This is a genomic window from Piscinibacter sp. (genome assembly GCF_050175855.1).
Lineage (GTDB): Bacteria > Pseudomonadota > Gammaproteobacteria > Burkholderiales > Burkholderiaceae_C > Piscinibacter.
Genome location: NZ_JBFXIO010000004.1, coordinates 21,053 through 36,569 on the forward strand (window position 1 = coordinate 21,053; position 15,517 = coordinate 36,569).

At 64.3% G+C, this 15,517-nt stretch carries 16 protein-coding genes; 10 read left to right on the top strand and 6 right to left on the bottom strand.

Annotation, left to right across the window (positions count from 1 at the left end):
- Positions 1–33 precede the first annotated feature (33 nt).
- The 3 genes from AB7U92_RS00950 to AB7U92_RS00960 are packed head-to-tail and all read right to left on the bottom strand — an operon-like array spanning position 34 to position 3,319.
- Entirely contained in the window at positions 34–1,596 is a 1,563-nt protein-coding gene (locus AB7U92_RS00950) for a DHA2 family efflux MFS transporter permease subunit (RefSeq protein WP_428573828.1), read from the bottom strand.
- A gap of 59 nt (positions 1,597–1,655) precedes the next feature.
- Complete coding sequence (locus tag AB7U92_RS00955; RefSeq protein ID WP_428573830.1) at positions 1,656–2,834, bottom strand: HlyD family secretion protein; 1,179 nt, start codon at positions 2,832–2,834, stop codon at positions 1,656–1,658.
- On the bottom strand, positions 2,831–3,319 hold the full coding sequence (locus AB7U92_RS00960) for a MarR family transcriptional regulator (protein ID WP_428573832.1): 489 nt from the start codon (positions 3,317–3,319) through the stop codon (positions 2,831–2,833). The genes AB7U92_RS00955 and AB7U92_RS00960 overlap by 4 nt, the downstream gene beginning before the upstream one ends.
- 76 nt (positions 3,320–3,395) lie before the next feature.
- Here AB7U92_RS00960 and AB7U92_RS00965 point away from each other — a divergent pair, with 76 nt between their 5' ends.
- Both AB7U92_RS00965 and AB7U92_RS00970 read left to right on the top strand, forming a co-directional pair.
- The gene (locus tag AB7U92_RS00965; protein WP_428573834.1) at positions 3,396–3,869 is read left to right on the top strand and encodes a universal stress protein; all 474 of its coding nucleotides are present in this window, start codon (positions 3,396–3,398) and stop codon (positions 3,867–3,869) included.
- 184 nt (positions 3,870–4,053) lie between these two features.
- Positions 4,054–4,593, top strand: coding sequence for a hypothetical protein (locus AB7U92_RS00970; protein WP_428573836.1), 540 nt, complete (start codon positions 4,054–4,056; stop codon positions 4,591–4,593).
- On the opposite strand, the gene AB7U92_RS00975 is transcribed toward AB7U92_RS00970, so the two are convergent.
- Together AB7U92_RS00975 and AB7U92_RS00980 are read right to left on the bottom strand one after the other, a co-directional pair.
- Positions 4,583–4,891: a hypothetical protein gene (locus tag AB7U92_RS00975; protein ID WP_428573838.1), complete on the bottom strand. Its 309-nt coding sequence runs from the start codon at positions 4,889–4,891 to the stop codon at positions 4,583–4,585. The two genes, AB7U92_RS00970 and AB7U92_RS00975, sit on opposite strands and share 11 nt — an antisense overlap.
- Positions 4,892–5,066: 175 nt before the next feature.
- Entirely contained in the window at positions 5,067–5,534 is a 468-nt protein-coding gene (locus tag AB7U92_RS00980; protein ID WP_428573840.1) for a hypothetical protein, read from the bottom strand.
- A 323-nt stretch (positions 5,535–5,857) separates the two neighbouring features.
- On the opposite strand from AB7U92_RS00980, the gene AB7U92_RS00985 reads away from it, so the two are divergent.
- The 3 genes from AB7U92_RS00985 (at position 5,858) to AB7U92_RS00995 (ending at position 8,236) form a co-directional block, all read left to right on the top strand.
- The gene (locus AB7U92_RS00985) at positions 5,858–6,949 is read left to right on the top strand and encodes a sensor histidine kinase (protein ID WP_428573842.1); all 1,092 of its coding nucleotides are present in this window, start codon (positions 5,858–5,860) and stop codon (positions 6,947–6,949) included.
- Entirely contained in the window at positions 6,946–7,722 is a 777-nt protein-coding gene (locus tag AB7U92_RS00990; RefSeq protein WP_428573844.1) for a LytR/AlgR family response regulator transcription factor, read from the top strand. Before AB7U92_RS00985 ends, AB7U92_RS00990 begins: the two co-directional genes overlap by 4 nt.
- 277 nt (positions 7,723–7,999) lie before the next feature.
- Positions 8,000–8,236, top strand: a complete 237-nt coding sequence (locus AB7U92_RS00995; RefSeq protein ID WP_428573860.1) for a type II toxin-antitoxin system ParD family antitoxin — start codon at positions 8,000–8,002, stop codon at positions 8,234–8,236.
- A 294-nt stretch (positions 8,237–8,530) separates the two neighbouring features.
- Here the strand turns inward: AB7U92_RS00995 and AB7U92_RS01000 are convergent, their stop codons facing one another.
- The gene (locus AB7U92_RS01000) at positions 8,531–9,727 is read right to left on the bottom strand and encodes an IS256 family transposase (RefSeq protein WP_428573846.1); all 1,197 of its coding nucleotides are present in this window, start codon (positions 9,725–9,727) and stop codon (positions 8,531–8,533) included.
- A 57-nt stretch (positions 9,728–9,784) separates the two neighbouring features.
- On the opposite strand from AB7U92_RS01000, the gene AB7U92_RS01005 reads away from it, so the two are divergent.
- The 5 genes from AB7U92_RS01005 to AB7U92_RS01025 all read left to right on the top strand — a co-directional run bounded on the left by AB7U92_RS01005 (position 9,785) and on the right by AB7U92_RS01025 (position 15,170).
- The gene (locus AB7U92_RS01005; RefSeq protein ID WP_428573848.1) at positions 9,785–9,991 is read left to right on the top strand and encodes a hypothetical protein; all 207 of its coding nucleotides are present in this window, start codon (positions 9,785–9,787) and stop codon (positions 9,989–9,991) included.
- Between the two features lie 252 nt (positions 9,992–10,243).
- Positions 10,244–11,347: a hypothetical protein gene (locus tag AB7U92_RS01010; RefSeq protein ID WP_428573850.1), complete on the top strand. Its 1,104-nt coding sequence runs from the start codon at positions 10,244–10,246 to the stop codon at positions 11,345–11,347.
- A 403-nt stretch (positions 11,348–11,750) separates the two neighbouring features.
- Entirely contained in the window at positions 11,751–13,238 is a 1,488-nt protein-coding gene (locus tag AB7U92_RS01015) for a hypothetical protein (protein ID WP_428573852.1), read from the top strand.
- On the top strand, positions 13,238–14,083 hold the full coding sequence (locus AB7U92_RS01020; RefSeq protein ID WP_428573854.1) for a hypothetical protein: 846 nt from the start codon (positions 13,238–13,240) through the stop codon (positions 14,081–14,083). Before AB7U92_RS01015 ends, AB7U92_RS01020 begins: the two co-directional genes overlap by 1 nt.
- A gap of 28 nt (positions 14,084–14,111) precedes the next feature.
- Positions 14,112–15,170: a hypothetical protein gene (locus AB7U92_RS01025; RefSeq protein WP_428573856.1), complete on the top strand. Its 1,059-nt coding sequence runs from the start codon at positions 14,112–14,114 to the stop codon at positions 15,168–15,170.
- Positions 15,171–15,517 lie beyond the last annotated feature (347 nt).

Consider the following 15,517-nt stretch of genomic DNA (forward strand, 5'->3'; position numbering starts at 1 on the left):
GCGCCACCACAGGCATGCCGCCAGGCCGACTGGTCATGAGCGGTTGACGCCATGGCGCAGCCTCATCAGCCCGGCAGGCAGCAGCGCCAGGACGAATATCACTGCCACCACGAGGAAACTGTCGCGGAACGCCATCATGCTGGCCTGGGCTGCGATGGTGCGGCCAAGGAACTCCAGCGACCCCGCTCGTGCGATCGTCTCCGGCAGCCCTGCCTTTGCGTACAGGCTTGCCAGGCCTCGCAGGAATGCAGCGGTGGAACCGTTGGCCGCATCCTGCGACGCCGTGAAGGCCTGGGCGTAGAGCTGAGAGCGTTGCTCGAGCACGACCGACAGCAGGTTCACACCGAGCGCGCCACCCAGTTGCCGGACAAAGTTGATCGCGCCCGAGCCCTGGCCGAGCAGTTGAGGCGGCAGCGCGCCCAGCGCTCCGGCGTTCAGGCTCGTCATGATGAAGCCCAGGCCAATGCGGCCGAGGACGATCCACCAGGCGAACGCCAGGAACGAGGTGTTCGTGTCGGCGCCGGCCATGAGCAGCGAGGACAGCGCAAACACCAGCAGGCCGGCCATGATCGGCAGATGGGCGGGCGTGCGGTCTGTGAGGCGGCCGGCAAGAGGAAACACGACGCCAAGCACGAGACCTGCAGGCATCAGCAGCAGGCCGGAACGTGTCGGCGTGTAGCCCTGGATGGTCTGGACGAACAGCGGTACGAGGTAGGTCGAGCCATAGATGCCCGCACCGAAGATGAACGCCACCACGGCCGCGCCTGCGAAGGTCCGCAGCTTGAACAACTTCAGATTCAGCATGGGCGTCGGCGTGCGCAACTCCCAGACCAGAAAGCCCACGCCCGTCGCCGCGGCCACCACGAAATCGACCAGGATGCGGTGCGACAGCCATCCATGCCGCTGGCCGTTGGACAGACCGTTGAGCAGGCTCACGAGGAAGATCGACATCAGAACGAAGCCGAGCCAGTCGAACCGACGCCTGCCGGTCCCCGCCACCCGTCCCGGCAGAAACAGTGTTGCGGCGACGAGACCGATGGCACAGAACGGCACGGCCAGGAAGAACACGTAGCGCCAGCTGAAGTTGTCCACCATGATGCCGCCGAGCGTGGGCCCGAGCGCGGGCGCCAGAACGACGCCGATGCCATAGATGCCCATCGCGGAGCCACGGCGATCGGCCGGGAAGACCTGGAAGATGACGAGCATCGTGAGCGGCTGCAGTATTCCTGCGGCCGCCCCCTGCAGGAGCCGTGCGAGGATGAGGACGCCCTCGCCCGGCGCCAGCCCGCCGAGGATGGACGCGCCCACGAACAGCGACACGGCCGCCACGAAGGTCGCGCGCTGCCCGATCACCTCGACCATCCAGGCGTTCAGCAGCATGGTCCCTGTCATCGCCGCCAGAAAAGCGGTCGACAGCAGCTGCGCCTTGTCCTGGCCCATGCCAAAAGTGCCCATGATGTCGGGCAGCGCGACATTGACGATGGTGGAGCTGAGCACGCTGGCGATCGTGCCCAGCATCACCGTGGCCGTGGCCAGCCAGCGGTAGCCGGGTCCATAGCGGGCGAACAGGGTCTCGATGCTGTCGGATGTGGCCATCTCAGCCGCTGTCGGGCACGCCGGCCCACTGTGACTGCCGATTCGACGGCATGGCCATGTCAATCACCGGCGGTGGCCTCGACCTCCACCATCATCCCCGGCTTGAGCAGTCCATCCTGCTGGCGCACCGCGATGCGAACCGGCAGTCGCTGAGTGATCTTGGTGAAGTTGCCGCTGGGGTTGGGATTGGGCAGCAGGGCGAACTCGCTGGTCGCCGCCTGTCCCACCTTGATGACCGTGCCCTCGAATGCCTGCCCTGGAAGTGCATCGACGACGATCCTGACCTTCTTGCCCGGCCGAAAGTGACGGATGTCGGTTTCCTTGACATTGGCTTCCACCCTCACCGCCTGAGGATCGTGCACCAGCAGAAGTCGCTGGCCGGCCGACACGTATTCGCCCGCGTTGACGAAGGTTCGGTCGATCACGCCGTCGAACGGCATCGCAACGGCACGGTCCTTCAGGTCCAGCACGGCGCGCTCGCGCTGGGCTCGCAGATCAGCCTCCTCGGGCTCGAGCCCGGCCATCTGGTGGCGCAGCACGGTCAACTGCTCACGATCGGCCTGTGCCTGTGCCACGCCTGCACGGGAGCCTTGCAGGTTGGCCATCGCGCTTCTCACCTGCTGGCTGGCCGTTTCCAGCGCCGCGCGCGCCTGATCCAACTGGTCGCGGCCGACCGCCCCGATGGGCGCCAGCTTCTCGAAACGACCGGCCTCGACCTGTGCAAGGCCCTCGCGCGTGCGCGCCGCGGCGAATCCGGCCTGCGCAGCGTCCACAGCGGCGTCCTGCGCCCGGATCTTGCCGGCGGTCTGCAGGTCGATCATGCGGATCCGCGCCAGGAGTTCGTCACGACGCCGCGCCACACTGGCCAGACGCGCATCCAATTCCTTGAGCAGCAGGCGCGTGTCACGATCATCGATCGACACCAGCAGGTCGCCGCGGTGCGCAACGTCTCCGGAGATCACGCGGACGTCGACCGCCCAGCCCGGCACGCGACTGCTGATCGCGACCATGTCGGTGGCCACCCGGGCGTCGTCGACCAGGACATGGGTGAACTGGTGATGAAGCCACCACGCAGCACCAAGAAGTGCGGCCAGCAGCACGGCGCCTGCGGCGACCGCACGGCGCGAAGGTCCGGGTCGCGCCGGCGCGCCGCGGTCGGACGGTTCAGCCGATTGGACGACGGGCGCACTGCCCCCGCGACCGGCTTCAGGATCGTCAGCGGTCGACCCATTGCTCATTCACCCGTCTCCTCGGAGGTCTTGGCGGAATCCGTCGCCGTGGGCGCCGCATTCGACAACCTGGCGACGAGTTGCTCGAACACGACCAGGCAAACATCGAGCTCCGCATCGTCGATGCCGTCGAACAATTCGTCCCTCAGCGACTCGGCCACCTTCCGGATGCGTGCCAAACCAGGGGCCGCCTCAGGCGTGAGGCGGATGGATCTGGCTCGCCGGTCGCTCTGGCTCACTTCGCGCCTGACCAGACCGTCCACTTCGAGTCGATCGAGCATTCGCGCCATGGTCGGCTCCTGAACGCCGACCGCAGCGGCCAGCATCTTCTGAGTCGCCGGCTCCTCGAGCCGCGACAGGTGCAGCAGCGTGAGGCCCTGGGCGTCAGTGATGCCATGCGTCGACAGACGCCGGTCGATCTCGGCGCGCCACAGTCTGGACAGCCGCCCCAGGCAGATGCCGAACGTTTCGCGTCTCTTGCGCCTTGTTGCCATGCGTCGAGCAGGTCGATAAGATTTCGACCATGATAGTTGCATAGCTAAGTATTCTCAAGGTTCGGAGACTGACACCATGTATCGCAGAATCCTTCTGGCGTTCGACGGATCACAATCGGGACACGAGGCCCTTCATCAGGGAGCCGAGCTCGCCCGCCTGTACGGCGCTCAGGTCATGCTGGTTGCGGTTGTGGCTCCCGACGCTGGGATCGTCCTGGCAGAGTCGGTGGCGCCATCTGGCTTGCCCGCCGTCCAGTTCGAGGACACGGAGCGGGTGCTCAAGGAAGGGGCGGCCGAGTTGCGCCGCGACGGTGTGTCCGTACAGACCAGCCTATGCCAAGGCAACCCGGCCCTCGAGATCGGCCGCGTGGCACGCGAATGGGTCGCGGACCTCATCGTCGTCGGCCATCGCGAGCAGAGCACCCTCGCGCGCTGGTGGCGCGGATCCACCGGGGCCTCACTGCTCGCCCATTCGCCGTGCAGTCTGCTGGTGGCCGTGATCGACCAAGCACCGCGCAGGGACTCCGCCCCGACCTCGAAGCCAACGTGATTCGCGCCATAGATCGGCAGGTACGGCTGCGCCACTTGCGCGAGCAGTTGGCCGACGCGGCGGTCAGTTGCCAAGAGCGGGGGGCGCAGCGTGCGTCGATGGCCAATGTTTCGGAACCGGTGCCGACGCCAACTCAGATCGCGGCATCATTGCACTCACAAATGGCTTGCCCGGTGAGGAAAATGTGCAGTACATCGAAACGGTGGCTCGGAGTGCAGAGTTGTTGCGTCAGGCTGTCCCCCTGATGTCACAGCAGGCTGCCGCATTGCACCCAGTCAGCTACGAGGTCTGGTACGAGTACGTCGCGAGGATCAACCTGCCTCTCCAGAAGGCGGTCGACGATTCGCTGACGCGATTGGGTCGGCTTGATGAGGCCAAGACGTACGCCATCTACCGCCAGCACATCTCCGAAGTCGACCCCCGAACGGCCGAACGCGTGGCTGACGGATTCGAACGTGTGTTGTCGGGCATGTCCGACTCGGCCAATCGCGCCAGTCTCCAAACCGAGCGCTACTCTGATGCGCTGGTCGCCTGCGACACCGCCTCTCACCCAGACCAGCCAAAGCCCGCCCATAGCCAGAACGGCCGCGCAGCCGATGTACAAGCGGCCATTCCATCGTTCGGGGCCCCGGCTCGGCGACACGTCTTGGCCGGCGACAGCAGCGATCGCTTCGTGTGTCGACATGGACCATCCCTCTCCACGCGCAACTGGTTCAACGGCTGAGCAATGGGTTGCGAGGCGTTTCACCCTCCTTGGTACAGACGGCCTCCGATACCGCACGGCCGAGCAGACCGATCGATCCACCGACGAAGCAGCGGTAGTTCTGGCCCGCCTTGGTGCGCACCTGGTAGCGCGTGGCGGCCCCGTCGTCCATGCGATTGCTGACCGTGAAGTCGCCCTTGGCGAGTCCAAGTGCAAAGGCAGTCCGATCCACGATCGCCTCGTCGGTCACGGCGATGGAGGCACAGCCACCCGCGAACAACGACGACGACAGAATGGCGAGCAACAGCGAATTCTTCATGAGATCTCCTGGTGAATGAGAAAGAAGGCGATTGACCCAGCCCACTGGCTGGGCGATCGGCATGCAGGAACTACTCGGCGCTCCCATGACCCGGGGTTCGAAGATTCGACTGCTCGGACCGCGACCGTTTCAGCACCGACATGTCCTGACCCAAAGCCGCTCGTGCACCGCGTCTTCATGCGGAGTCTTTCCGAGAGCCTGATCCGCCGGTGCGGACGCATCGCCAAGCCTCCCCCGGCTGCAGGATGTAGCGGGCCCAGACGTAGCGCCAAGGCATGACCAGATAGACCGCGACTATCCCGACGCACTCGCTGAAGAGCACTTGAAGGTCGGGGGTCATCCGGTGCGCCAGCCAGGCCGGCAGGATGATCAGCAGGATCGCCACGGTCTTCCACAGCGTCTCGAGCAGCATCAGAGGCAGCATTTGCAGTGGGTATCGCAAACCCAGAACACACAGCAGAGCCAGGGACGCCAGCATCGACTTGGCGATGACACGTGGTGCAGGCCAGGGATCGGTCTCGAACAGAACTTGCTGCCAGACGAAGAAGCCCATCACACCGGCGATGAGCAGATAGCCGATGCGCAGCATGTGGATGCGCCACATCGAGACGGGTGGAAGTTCGGGTGCGTGGGGGGGTTCCATGGCTGCTCTTCTGACGGTGTCTCCGTCTTTACAGCGTGCGACGGGCTGGTCGAACACGCGCTTCCACACTCTGGAGGGATAGTCGAGCGGCACCAAGCAGCCGAACGACGAACGACGGCAGTCGGCACCCGAGTGACGATGGGCGCGGATGGGATGAAACGGCGCTGCATGCTGCCGTTGCACATAGGCCACTGCTTCATCGCCTCCATGCGTCGCTCGGCCGCCTCGTGCCGCATCTCGTCGGATAGCCCTGTTGACTGGGCAGACCTCTGCGGCACATTCCGGTCCTGAATCGGCGCCCAGTAACGACAACGCCACAGACCGTGACTCTCGCTGTCAATCACCAGCAGCCCCCCAATCGCAGCCGACTGGTCTCCTGGCCGCGGATCAGGCTGTGGCTGATCATGACGGCAATCTGGGCGCTGATCCGAACGCTGACCTCCGAGACCACCGGCTTCACGGAATGGCTGGTCCGTTGCGGCCTGGCCTCCGCCCTGGGTGTCCTGGCCTATGGCGTGCTGGATCAGTGGCCGCGACGCCTCCCCAGGTGGTCTCCGCGCTGGATCCTGCAACTGCTGGCCGTTTTGATCGTCACGCCACCGGCGGCCTACCTAGGCTATGCCGCGACACTCGGCACAGTCGATGTGCCATCCCTCGGAACCACATACCGCGACGGTTGGCTGATCACGTCCTTCATGGGCATATTGGTGGGCCCCTGGATCGCACTGGGCGCCCAGCTGCACCGCAGTGAGGCCTTCGCTCGGGAGCAGGCATTGGCGTTCAAGCTGAGAAGCAGCGAGTTGGAGCGCAAGGCGGTGGACGCGCGGCTGCGACTCCTGCAGGCGCAGGTCGAACCACACTTCCTCTTCAATACACTGGCCAACATCCGTTCGCTGGTGCGCCGATCGGGCAGTGCGGATGCCACCGCCATGCTTGACAACCTCATCGACTACCTGAGTGCGGCCGTGCCGAGACTGGAAGCTGGCGATGCAACATTCGAGCACGAGCAGCACATCGTCCGCGCGTACCTTGAGCTGATGCGGATGCGCATGCCGGACCGGTTGGGGTACACGGTGCGCATCGACCCTGCCGCCCTGGCGCTGCACTGTCCCCCCATGGCCTTGATGACTCTCGTGGAGAACGCCATCAAGCACGGCATCGATCCCAGCGAGACTGGTGGGGCCGTCGATGTGCGTGTGACGGTACGCGATCACCGTGTGCAGGTGAGCGTGGCCAACACCGGTGTCGGTCTGCAACCGCGACGCGGCGACTCGGCCGGCACTGGCCTGTCGAACCTGCGCGAGCGCCTGGCACTGGCCTTCGGAGACGACGCCCAGGTTCGGCTCGGCAGTGCACCGGCCAGCGGCACTGTGGCCGAAGCCGAGTTTCCGGCGTGCCGAGGAGACCCAGCATGACGCCTTCCGCCCTTATCGCGGACGATGAACCTCAGCTGCGCGACGAGCTCGCCGAGCTTCTGGCGTGCGCCTGGCCCGGGCTGCGAGTCGTGGCGTTGGTCCGCAACGGCCGAGAGGCGGTCGAGCAGTTCGAGAGTCTGCGGCCCACCGTCTGTTTCCTGGATGTGCACATGCCGGGCATGAGCGGCGTCGAGGCGGCACACCATATCGGTCGACGCGCGCACCTGGTCTTCGTCACCGCCTTCGAGCAGTACGCCGTCCAGGCCTTTGCACAGGGTGCTCTGGACTACCTAGTCAAGCCGGTTCAGGCTGCGCGCCTGGCCGACACGGTGAGCCGGCTGAAGGAGCGCATCGAGTACGCTGCGCCTGCGCATCACAACGAGGATCTGCTGCGACAGCTCGCGCAACAGTTGCATTGCAGCGGTCGACCGCCCGGACTCCGATGGCTGCGGGCGCAAGTGGGATCAGCGCTTCGACTGATTCCGGTGGGCCGTGTCGACTACCTGCAGGCCGATAGCAAGTACACCGTGGTCGCCTGGCGGAACGACGACGGCGCGGTCAGCGAGGCCGTGGTGAGCGTGCCCCTCAAGGAGCTGCTCACGCAATTGGATCCTGACCAGTTCGTGCAAGTCCATCGCTCGGCCATCGTCAACCTCGGCTCGATCAGCCACGTCGTGCGCTGTATGAACGAAACGGCGGACATTCACCTGAAGGGTCGCACCGAGGTGCTGCGCGCCAGTCGAAACTTCACGCATCACTTCAAGCAGATGTAGTTTCCGTCGCGTTTGAACGAGCTACTGCGGCCAGCAGCGCTTGTTGTCGAAAGGCTCTCGTGCCAGACATTTCCTCGGTTCAGCGCGTGCCTTCAGTCCATCATGCCACTCGATGCTGGCGATGGACTGGCCCTGGCGGCTGATGTCGAAGCGCCTCCCGTCGTCAATGCACTGCATGAGCGTCGGCGGCGTCACCGCTTGAAGCGGAAAGTCGTCGGTCGGCGGAGTTGACAACTGTTGTCACACAGGCCAATATCCCTGCATGAGCCGCCAAACCATGAGCTTTGCGTTGCCCGAGTCGATGCGCGAGTACATCGACAACCGCGTCGCTGCCGGCAACTACGGCAATACCAGCGAGTACATCCGTGATCTGGTCCGGCGCGACCAGGAAGAGCAGGCCAGGAAGCGGCTTCGCGATCTCATCGAAGAAGGACTGGCATCCGGGCCAGGGCGCCGTCGCACCAAGGCCGACGAGAAGGAACTGCTGGCGATCGCTCGCGGCGAGATCGATTGAAGCCGGCCGTTCTGCGCCCGCAGGCGCTGCGCGACCAGCAAGGCGAGGTCCGGCACTACCGCAAGGAAGGCGGCACCCGCCTGGCAGTGAAGGTGGCCAAAGCCACGAACGAGGCGCTCGACCAGGTGGAACTCGAACCGGGCATCGGATCCCCGACACTTGGGAAGCTGCTTTGCATCCCGGGGCTCAGGACCTGGCGGGTGGGGAAAATCCCGCTGTTGTGGTGCTACTTCGGGTCGTGTCCCAGCGCATGGTGTAAGTCCACAGCCCGGAGAGAGCTGAGATGCGCGGTACTCAGCGGGCTACTGCCGACAGCCGAGTGGGCACAGTATCGCTGACGGTCTGCAGGCCCTCGAGCTGCATGTAGCGACGGTTCAAGCTCCACTCGTCGTTCTGCTCGAGCATCATGGCGCCGACGAGTCGGACGATGGACGCATCGTTGGGGAAGATGCCGACGACGTTGGTGCGGCGCTTGATCTCGGCGTTCAAGCGCTCGAGCGGGTTGGTGCTGTAGATCTGCGTCCAGTGAGCGCGCGGGAAGGTCATGAAGGCCAGCACGTCGTTCTCGGCCTCGTCCATCAGCGCGCCGAGCTTGGGGAACTTGCCGCGCAGCTGATCGGCCACGCTTCGCCACTGCGTGCGCGCCGCGTCGGCCGAGTCTTGGACGAAGACGGTTCCGATGGCCGCACTGACCATGCGCCGCTGCGTCTTGCCGGCGTGCGCCAGGGCGTTGCGCATGAAGTGCACGCGGCAGCGCTGCCAGGTGGCCTTCAGGACCTTGGCGACGGCCGCCTTGATGCCCTCGTGGCTGTCGCTGATCACCAGCTTCACGCCGCGCAGGCCGCGCCGGTTCAGGCTGCGCAGGAACTCCGTCCAGAACGGTTCGGCCTCCGAGGCGCCGACCTTCAGGCCCAGGACCTCGCGCTGGCCGTCGGTGTTCACGCCCACGGCCACTATCACCGCCACGCTCACGATGCGCCCGGCCTCGCGTGTCTTCACGTAGGTGGCGTCGATCCACAGGTACGGCCAGTCGCCCTCGATCTGGCGGTTGAGGAACGCGCCCACGCGCTCGTCGAGTTCGGCACACAGCCGACTGACCTGGCTCTTGGAGACGCCGCTCATCCCCAGCGCCTTGACCAGGTCGTCCACCGATCGGGTGGACACGCCGTGCACGTAGGCCTCCTGGATCACGGCCGTCAGGGCCTTCTCGGCCGTGCGCCGTGGCTCCAGGAACTCGGGGAAGTAGCTGCCTTGGCGCAGCTTGGGGATCTTCAGCTCGACGCTGCCGGCGCGGGTGTCCCAGGTGCGTTCGCGGTAGCCGTTGCGGCTGTTGATGCGCTCGAGACTCTTCTCGTCGTAGCCGGCGCCGCAGCGTCCCTCGACGTCGAGCTCCATCAAGCGCTGGGCCATGAACTGCACCATCTGGCGCAGCACGTCGATGTCGGCTCCCTTCTCGGCCAGTTCGGTCAATGCCATAGTGGCGGTGGTCATCGTGTGTCCTTTGGATCAAGGTGGATGGATCGCACCTCAACCTTATCCGGGACCACGATGGCCACCCCACCCGGGACGGCCGCCGCCGCGCGGCAGCTCGCTACGGGCTACGCCCTTTGCAACCTGCCGCGCACTGAAGGACTTACACCACTTCCTGGGACATCAGCCTACTTCGAGCGAGACGACCATCTCGATGTGGTCCGACTGCTGGGTGAGCGTCAGGACATCCTTGCGATCCTGGGGGCCGAGTTCGGCTCGAACTGACCCCCCTGCCCTGCGCCGTCGAGGCGCCGGCGCCGGCGATGAACGACCGGTCTGCGGCAGCTCGATCGCCGGGACGGTCGGCCGGAACCGACCCAGAAGCGAAGTTCAATGCCTCAGGTTGGTCGCCGCGGAGCAGTCGCTCGAGCGGCATGGAATACCTCTCGACCCATCATAGGCGTTTCGGGTCATCAGGATTACGGATGAGCGGCACAAAGCTATGGCATACAAGCACAGTCTCTCAAGAGGCTCGAAATGCTGCAACTTGTTCGCGTGCTTTCGCTCGCTTCGCTTCCGGGGAACTTGGGCGTGAGCGGGAGAGGTGTATGCCTGCGTGCGCTACTTGCTCTTGCGCTGTTCTGCGGGGTAGCGGCGGCACGGGCCTTTAGTCTTCGCGCTGACTTGGTGGCAGCCTACTACGATCGCCCTGGTAGTGTTCAAGCTCGGGAGTACGTGCCGTTTCTCGATGGGCATAAGGCCGTTCATCAGATGATGACCGATGAGAGTTTCGAGTGCGACAAGCCTGACGGTACCTGCACTGACCTAAAGAAGATCGGAATCACGAGAGGCGCGGTGATGGATGGCGTCCGATGGAATGACTTTCCTGCGGTGTGGCTGGATCGCCAATCGATGCCCTGGTGTACGGGTCGAACGCTTCGGGTGACAAACAACGACGATATTTCATGCATCGTTGGCAGCCTGGTCAGGGCGGTTAAGAACTCAGACAAATTCGAAAAGGACCGGAAATGGGCGTTCGAGCGACCCATTAGCATGCGAGGACACTTCGGTGATCTCCAATTTTGGCACTCGATGGCTCCAGCGGGCCAGCCTGCGAAGGTCACGTACGAGCGGATACGCATGCGGATGGAGTTTGCCTACAGGGCGTCTCTCGGAGAGTTCGACCTGAAGTCCGACATGCATGCCGTGCCGGTGGCGGGTTTGAATCGGTTGTTTCTTAGGGGCTCGCGCCGAGTTGGTGATCTTCTTGACTACAACTACAACAATCACAAGCTCCTTACTCAGGGCATCGCGCTTGGTCAGATGCTGCACATCGCACAGGACTCCTTTGCACGGTGCCATGTCGAGCGAGATGTCCACGGGCGTGTGCTGCGATTCCTGAGCTATGGCAAGCAAGACCGGAAAACGCACTCGCATTTTGACGAAGACGACAAAGAGGTTGCTGCGGCGAAGAGTGGGAAGTTGAATCCCATTGACTTCGGCCGTCGACTCTTGCGGCTTCGTGCTTCTGACGCCAAGTGGGAGGACGTCGAGCCGCTTGTTATCGAGTACTTCGAGCCGAAGGACGGTAGTGCCCAAGCGACCGCCGGAAAGCATTGCCTGAACGGATCAGGCACCTGATCCTCGGGCAGTACCGCGATAGGCCCGCGCAGACCGGCGCCCGCACGGCCCCATGTGGTCCCATGGGTCGCTATGTCGGCTCGATGAACTTGGGCAATCTGAGCGGCCTCGGGCAGCAGCGCACGTGCGATTGCGCCATCCGACGTCCGCCTCGCGAAGGAGCGGTCTTGGCTAGGACGGCAATTGGACGAGAGTGCCCTCACCTCATAGCTCGGTTGGCTGCAAGCCTCCGCAGCGTGGTTGCCAGGACAGCCAGGGTCCCGCTGGTTCAGATCGCCATTGGCGCGCCAGCCGCCAGCCGCACTTGTCAGCAGTATGGATGATGCAGGCCTCGGGAGTGCTGCCTAGGCTGCGTCGTCGCCAATCGGCTTGCGGTCCCATGTCTGACGAACACGGAGGAGCCATGTCACCTTGGATCTATCGCTGCTGGATGTTGTTGCACGTGATCTTGCTGGGAGGGTGCGCCTCATGGCGCGCATCCTTCAATGAGTTCAGCAGCAAAGAAGCGAGTGAGCAGTACGTCTCAGTTGATCGGCATAGCAGCTATCCTGTGATCCGGCGCGACACCTTCGAACAGGTAAATCTGCTCGAGATGATCGACCCGCGCCACGAGTCAGCATCTAGCGGCATGAAGGCCTGGGACCGTGAAGATGCGAAGCAGAACTATGGTCGTCAATACGATCTGGTTCTGGCTTGGTTTCGCAGCAGCGCGCAGAGCCCGGAACAGAAGCGCCTGCACCGCGACGGCGTGCAGGACAAGATCCTGGCTGTATCGACCTCGCGCTGCAACGTCTTCAAGACGTTTCTGCGCCGCCAGCAGACCGACGTGAACTTCGCCCTCGGCTCGCTAACCACGGTGGCCGGCGTGTTGGGAGCCATTCTCCCGGGCGCCACCGCGTCGCGCAACCTAGCCGGCACTGCAGGCATCTTCAGTGGTCTGCAGGCTGAATACAACCAGGCCTACTTCAGCAATCTCGCCGCGCATGTAATCGTGCAGGCTATCGAGCTGCGCCAGAATCGCCTGAAGCGCGAACTGGTCGATGGCCGTCAGGGTAAGGGTATCGATGAGTACTCGATGGAGGCGGCCATCAACGACGCCATCGTCATCGACGGCAACTGCTCGGCGCTGGCCGGCCTGATCGAGGCTCAGGACTCGATCAAGGAAGTCGAGACCCCCGGTATGCGCCTGGCGGCCCGTGCGATGACGAGCGCGCGTGCCCTACAGGAACTGAATTCGAAGCCGATCACCGAGTTGCAGAAGGACGGCAGTCTGGACAAATTGTTGTCAGTGGCCGGGGCCACGGTGCCTTCGTTGCTCGTCACTTCGGCGCAGCCGGGCCCAGTGGCGGGCGGACTGGGCGTGGCGCTGGTGGGTGCCGCTAACGTGGCCAACGCTGTGCTGCAGCATGCCGACCTGCAGGCCGGGCTGGTGGGCAAGACCTTTGCGGATCTGCAGCAGAAAGCCGCAGAGGACAAGCGCAGCATCTTGGCCGCCGCCACGGTCAGCGCCGAATTCAACAAGATCGTTAGCGACAAACTGAAGCTCGGTCCGCCGGGCGAGCCCTTCACTACTTGTGCAGCGCAGCTGAAGCAGGTCGCTGGCGAGTTGGGCCAGAGGACCTCGGAGCTCAGCGTCGTGAGAGGTGATTCCGCAGCGACGGCCAACGCTGCCAATGCCGTCGACGTAGCACAGGCAAAGGTTCGCCTTCTGTTGACACAGGCCGGTGCGGTCAAGGACGCAGCACAGGCTCAGATTGACGCCGCAGCCGCGGCGGCGCGAGCGGGGTTGCCGGCGGCGGACAAGATGAAGGAATTCGGTCCTTCCGAACTCAAGGTCCTGCTTGACGGTCTTCCGCTCGACCCAGCCAAGATTGCGGCAAGGTGCGGTTGATGGCGCGGGACAAGTTGGCGCGCGCGCTTGCTCTCCGCATCAAGGTCACGGGGCTCATGACCGCGTCTGCGTTCGCCGCGTTCGCGGTCGCGCTGCCGCTCGCCGCGGCCTCTGTGGCGGCCACCGAAGTTCCCAAGGTGGTGCTCGACGCCGCCACGCACATCGCGTCGCGCGGGTATATGGCGCCCGCCAAGGGCTGCCGCCTGGTTCAGCAGCCGGGGTACGAGGGCCTACCCACCCGGCGCTGCGCCTACCGGCAGGGCAAGCTGCGCGCCGAGGTGGTATTGCTCGGCCCGGATGGCCCCACTCTGGCGCGGCAGGTCAGCTTCGCCTGCGAAGGCCTAATCCCGGCAAACGTGCCGATAACCCACTGCGCTCTCGCGCTGCTGCAGCGCGTGGGGCAGCAGTCGTCGGGGCACTTTCCGGTGGCCGGCGTGGTGCTGGAAAACGGTGGGGCATACGCTTTCCGCGATGGCGTTACGGTGCACATCGGCGCTTTCAAGAACGGCACCACTACCCAGCTTTCGGCCGAGCAGATTGAGCAGTCGATGTCAGCACCGATTCGCGCCTGGGGCCGCTTCGCCCGGCTTCAGGGCAGCAGCTTCGAGGACTACCGGCGTTTCGGCCGCTTGACCGACGGCAACGGCAAGCTTGTAGACGACAGCGCAATGACCTATCCCGAACTCGTCGGTACCCGTTGGCGCAGCGAATGGGACAAGGATTTCAACTCGCTGATGCGTGCATGGGCTTGCGCCAACCGTAAGGCTTTGGCTACCACGCAGATGGCATGCGTAGAGATGCCCGCTGCAGCGCCTGGGGCGGCGCGCAACATGCCGAGCCGCTGAACCCAGCGGCGCGTTAGCGAGGAACGCGATGAGCCTATCGTTCAATCTGATTCGGTGGTGCATGACACTGGTCTTGCTGCCGGCGTTACTGCTCATGGGCGGAATCGCGGGCGCCACGGACTGCGGCACACAGGTCGCGATGAAGGGCAAGGATGGCAAGATGCTGCGTGCGCGGCAGTTCGATGACGGATCCATCGTCGTGCGTGCACCGCTCGCGGTAAACCCCGATGGAGGACCGGCCTCGTACACGGTGGGCGACCATGGCTTCACGTACATGGCCAACGGGCTCGACGCATGGCGCAACGGCAAGCGCGAGACCTGCGACGGCACTTGTACGCGGGCATTCAAGGTCGCCGAAGCGGCGGGCTTTGCGGCTGGCACGGCGGAGTTCTGCGTGTTCGGGATGGAGGTTGAGCCGCTCAAGCCAAACCAGGAGCGGACGCTATGTCCCGCAGGCGCGGTCGTGGGCAATGGGCGAGGGCGTCTAGTTCTCGGGGAGATGTTGCAGACAGTCGGGAGCGGGAACGTTCAGGCCTACCGTTCGACGACGTCGTTGCAGCACATCGTCAGCGGCCAGCGTCGCTACTTGAATTCTGAGACGATTCCGATCGCCGTGACTCCGCGCGTCGACCTGTTGGGCCATATCGTCTGGGTTGGTGGAGCCGGCATGCACGGCACCTACGCGATCGTGGGTGACAAGGGCCCGGCCTTCGGCGAGGGATCGATTGCGCTGCATCAGCTGGTGCGTGAAGGCAGCGTGACGTCGCAGCAGCCAGGGCCGATTCCGGCGGCCAAACGATGCATCGATGGCGAAATGGCGCTCAAGCCGCCTTTCGAGTCCAGGCCGGATGGCGGCAGGAGCGACCGCTGCAAGGCAGGCTACACCGCCAAGAGCGATGCCGACGTGCGAGCCTACGTCGGCATAGACCATGACCTCGATTTCGTGATCATGGGAAAGGCCACCTTAGAGCGCAAGGCCAATGTGATCCAAACCGAAGTCACCATTACGTCCATCGAAGGGATCGCCCGCGCCGGCGGCTACGACGACGATGCCATTCGAAGGATGATCGCCTGCCTGAAGGATTGAAGTGGAGGTCGCCCAGTTCATGGAGATGCCGGTTGGTGCTTCGCCAGAAAGGCGCCGATGGTGACCGGCTGCTTCTGGCCGATGGCTGGTCCCCGCGAACGGCAGCTACCTGGTAGCTCACCACTTGTTATTGTCCGTCCTCGTGGATGCGCTCTGTTGGGCCGGGCAAAACTCTCACCACCGGTGAGAGATCTGCAGTGCACCCTCGTAACTCATGTCTACCAAGATAAACAACATTAACTTGGTAGACATGCCGAAGGTCTAAACTGGTATGCATGGAAATCGCGCTGTCAGCGACGTCGGGCTCGCCCACAGAACCATCGTGGCCGGACGAGGCTTCGCTGGCC

Excerpts from the sequence above, each read along its gene's own strand:
- AB7U92_RS00950 (WP_428573828.1), bottom strand. The coding sequence starts at position 1,596 with ATGGCCACATCCGACAGCATCGAGACCCTGTTCGCCCGCTATGGACCC.
- AB7U92_RS00955 (WP_428573830.1), bottom strand. The coding sequence starts at position 2,834 with ATGAGCAATGGGTCGACCGCTGACGATCCTGAAGCCGGTCGCGGGGGC.
- AB7U92_RS00960 (WP_428573832.1), bottom strand. The coding sequence starts at position 3,319 with ATGGCAACAAGGCGCAAGAGACGCGAAACGTTCGGCATCTGCCTGGGG.
- AB7U92_RS00965 (WP_428573834.1), top strand. The coding sequence starts at position 3,396 with ATGTATCGCAGAATCCTTCTGGCGTTCGACGGATCACAATCGGGACAC.
- AB7U92_RS00975 (WP_428573838.1), bottom strand. The coding sequence starts at position 4,891 with ATGAAGAATTCGCTGTTGCTCGCCATTCTGTCGTCGTCGTTGTTCGCG.
- AB7U92_RS00980 (WP_428573840.1), bottom strand. The coding sequence starts at position 5,534 with ATGGAACCCCCCCACGCACCCGAACTTCCACCCGTCTCGATGTGGCGC.
- AB7U92_RS00990 (WP_428573844.1), top strand. The coding sequence starts at position 6,946 with ATGACGCCTTCCGCCCTTATCGCGGACGATGAACCTCAGCTGCGCGAC.
- AB7U92_RS00995 (WP_428573860.1), top strand. The coding sequence starts at position 8,000 with ATGAGCTTTGCGTTGCCCGAGTCGATGCGCGAGTACATCGACAACCGC.
- AB7U92_RS01000 (WP_428573846.1), bottom strand. The coding sequence starts at position 9,727 with ATGACCACCGCCACTATGGCATTGACCGAACTGGCCGAGAAGGGAGCC.
- AB7U92_RS01005 (WP_428573848.1), top strand. The coding sequence starts at position 9,785 with ATGGCCACCCCACCCGGGACGGCCGCCGCCGCGCGGCAGCTCGCTACG.
- AB7U92_RS01010 (WP_428573850.1), top strand. The coding sequence starts at position 10,244 with ATGCTGCAACTTGTTCGCGTGCTTTCGCTCGCTTCGCTTCCGGGGAAC.
- AB7U92_RS01015 (WP_428573852.1), top strand. The coding sequence starts at position 11,751 with ATGTCACCTTGGATCTATCGCTGCTGGATGTTGTTGCACGTGATCTTG.
- AB7U92_RS01020 (WP_428573854.1), top strand. The coding sequence starts at position 13,238 with ATGGCGCGGGACAAGTTGGCGCGCGCGCTTGCTCTCCGCATCAAGGTC.
- AB7U92_RS01025 (WP_428573856.1), top strand. The coding sequence starts at position 14,112 with ATGAGCCTATCGTTCAATCTGATTCGGTGGTGCATGACACTGGTCTTG.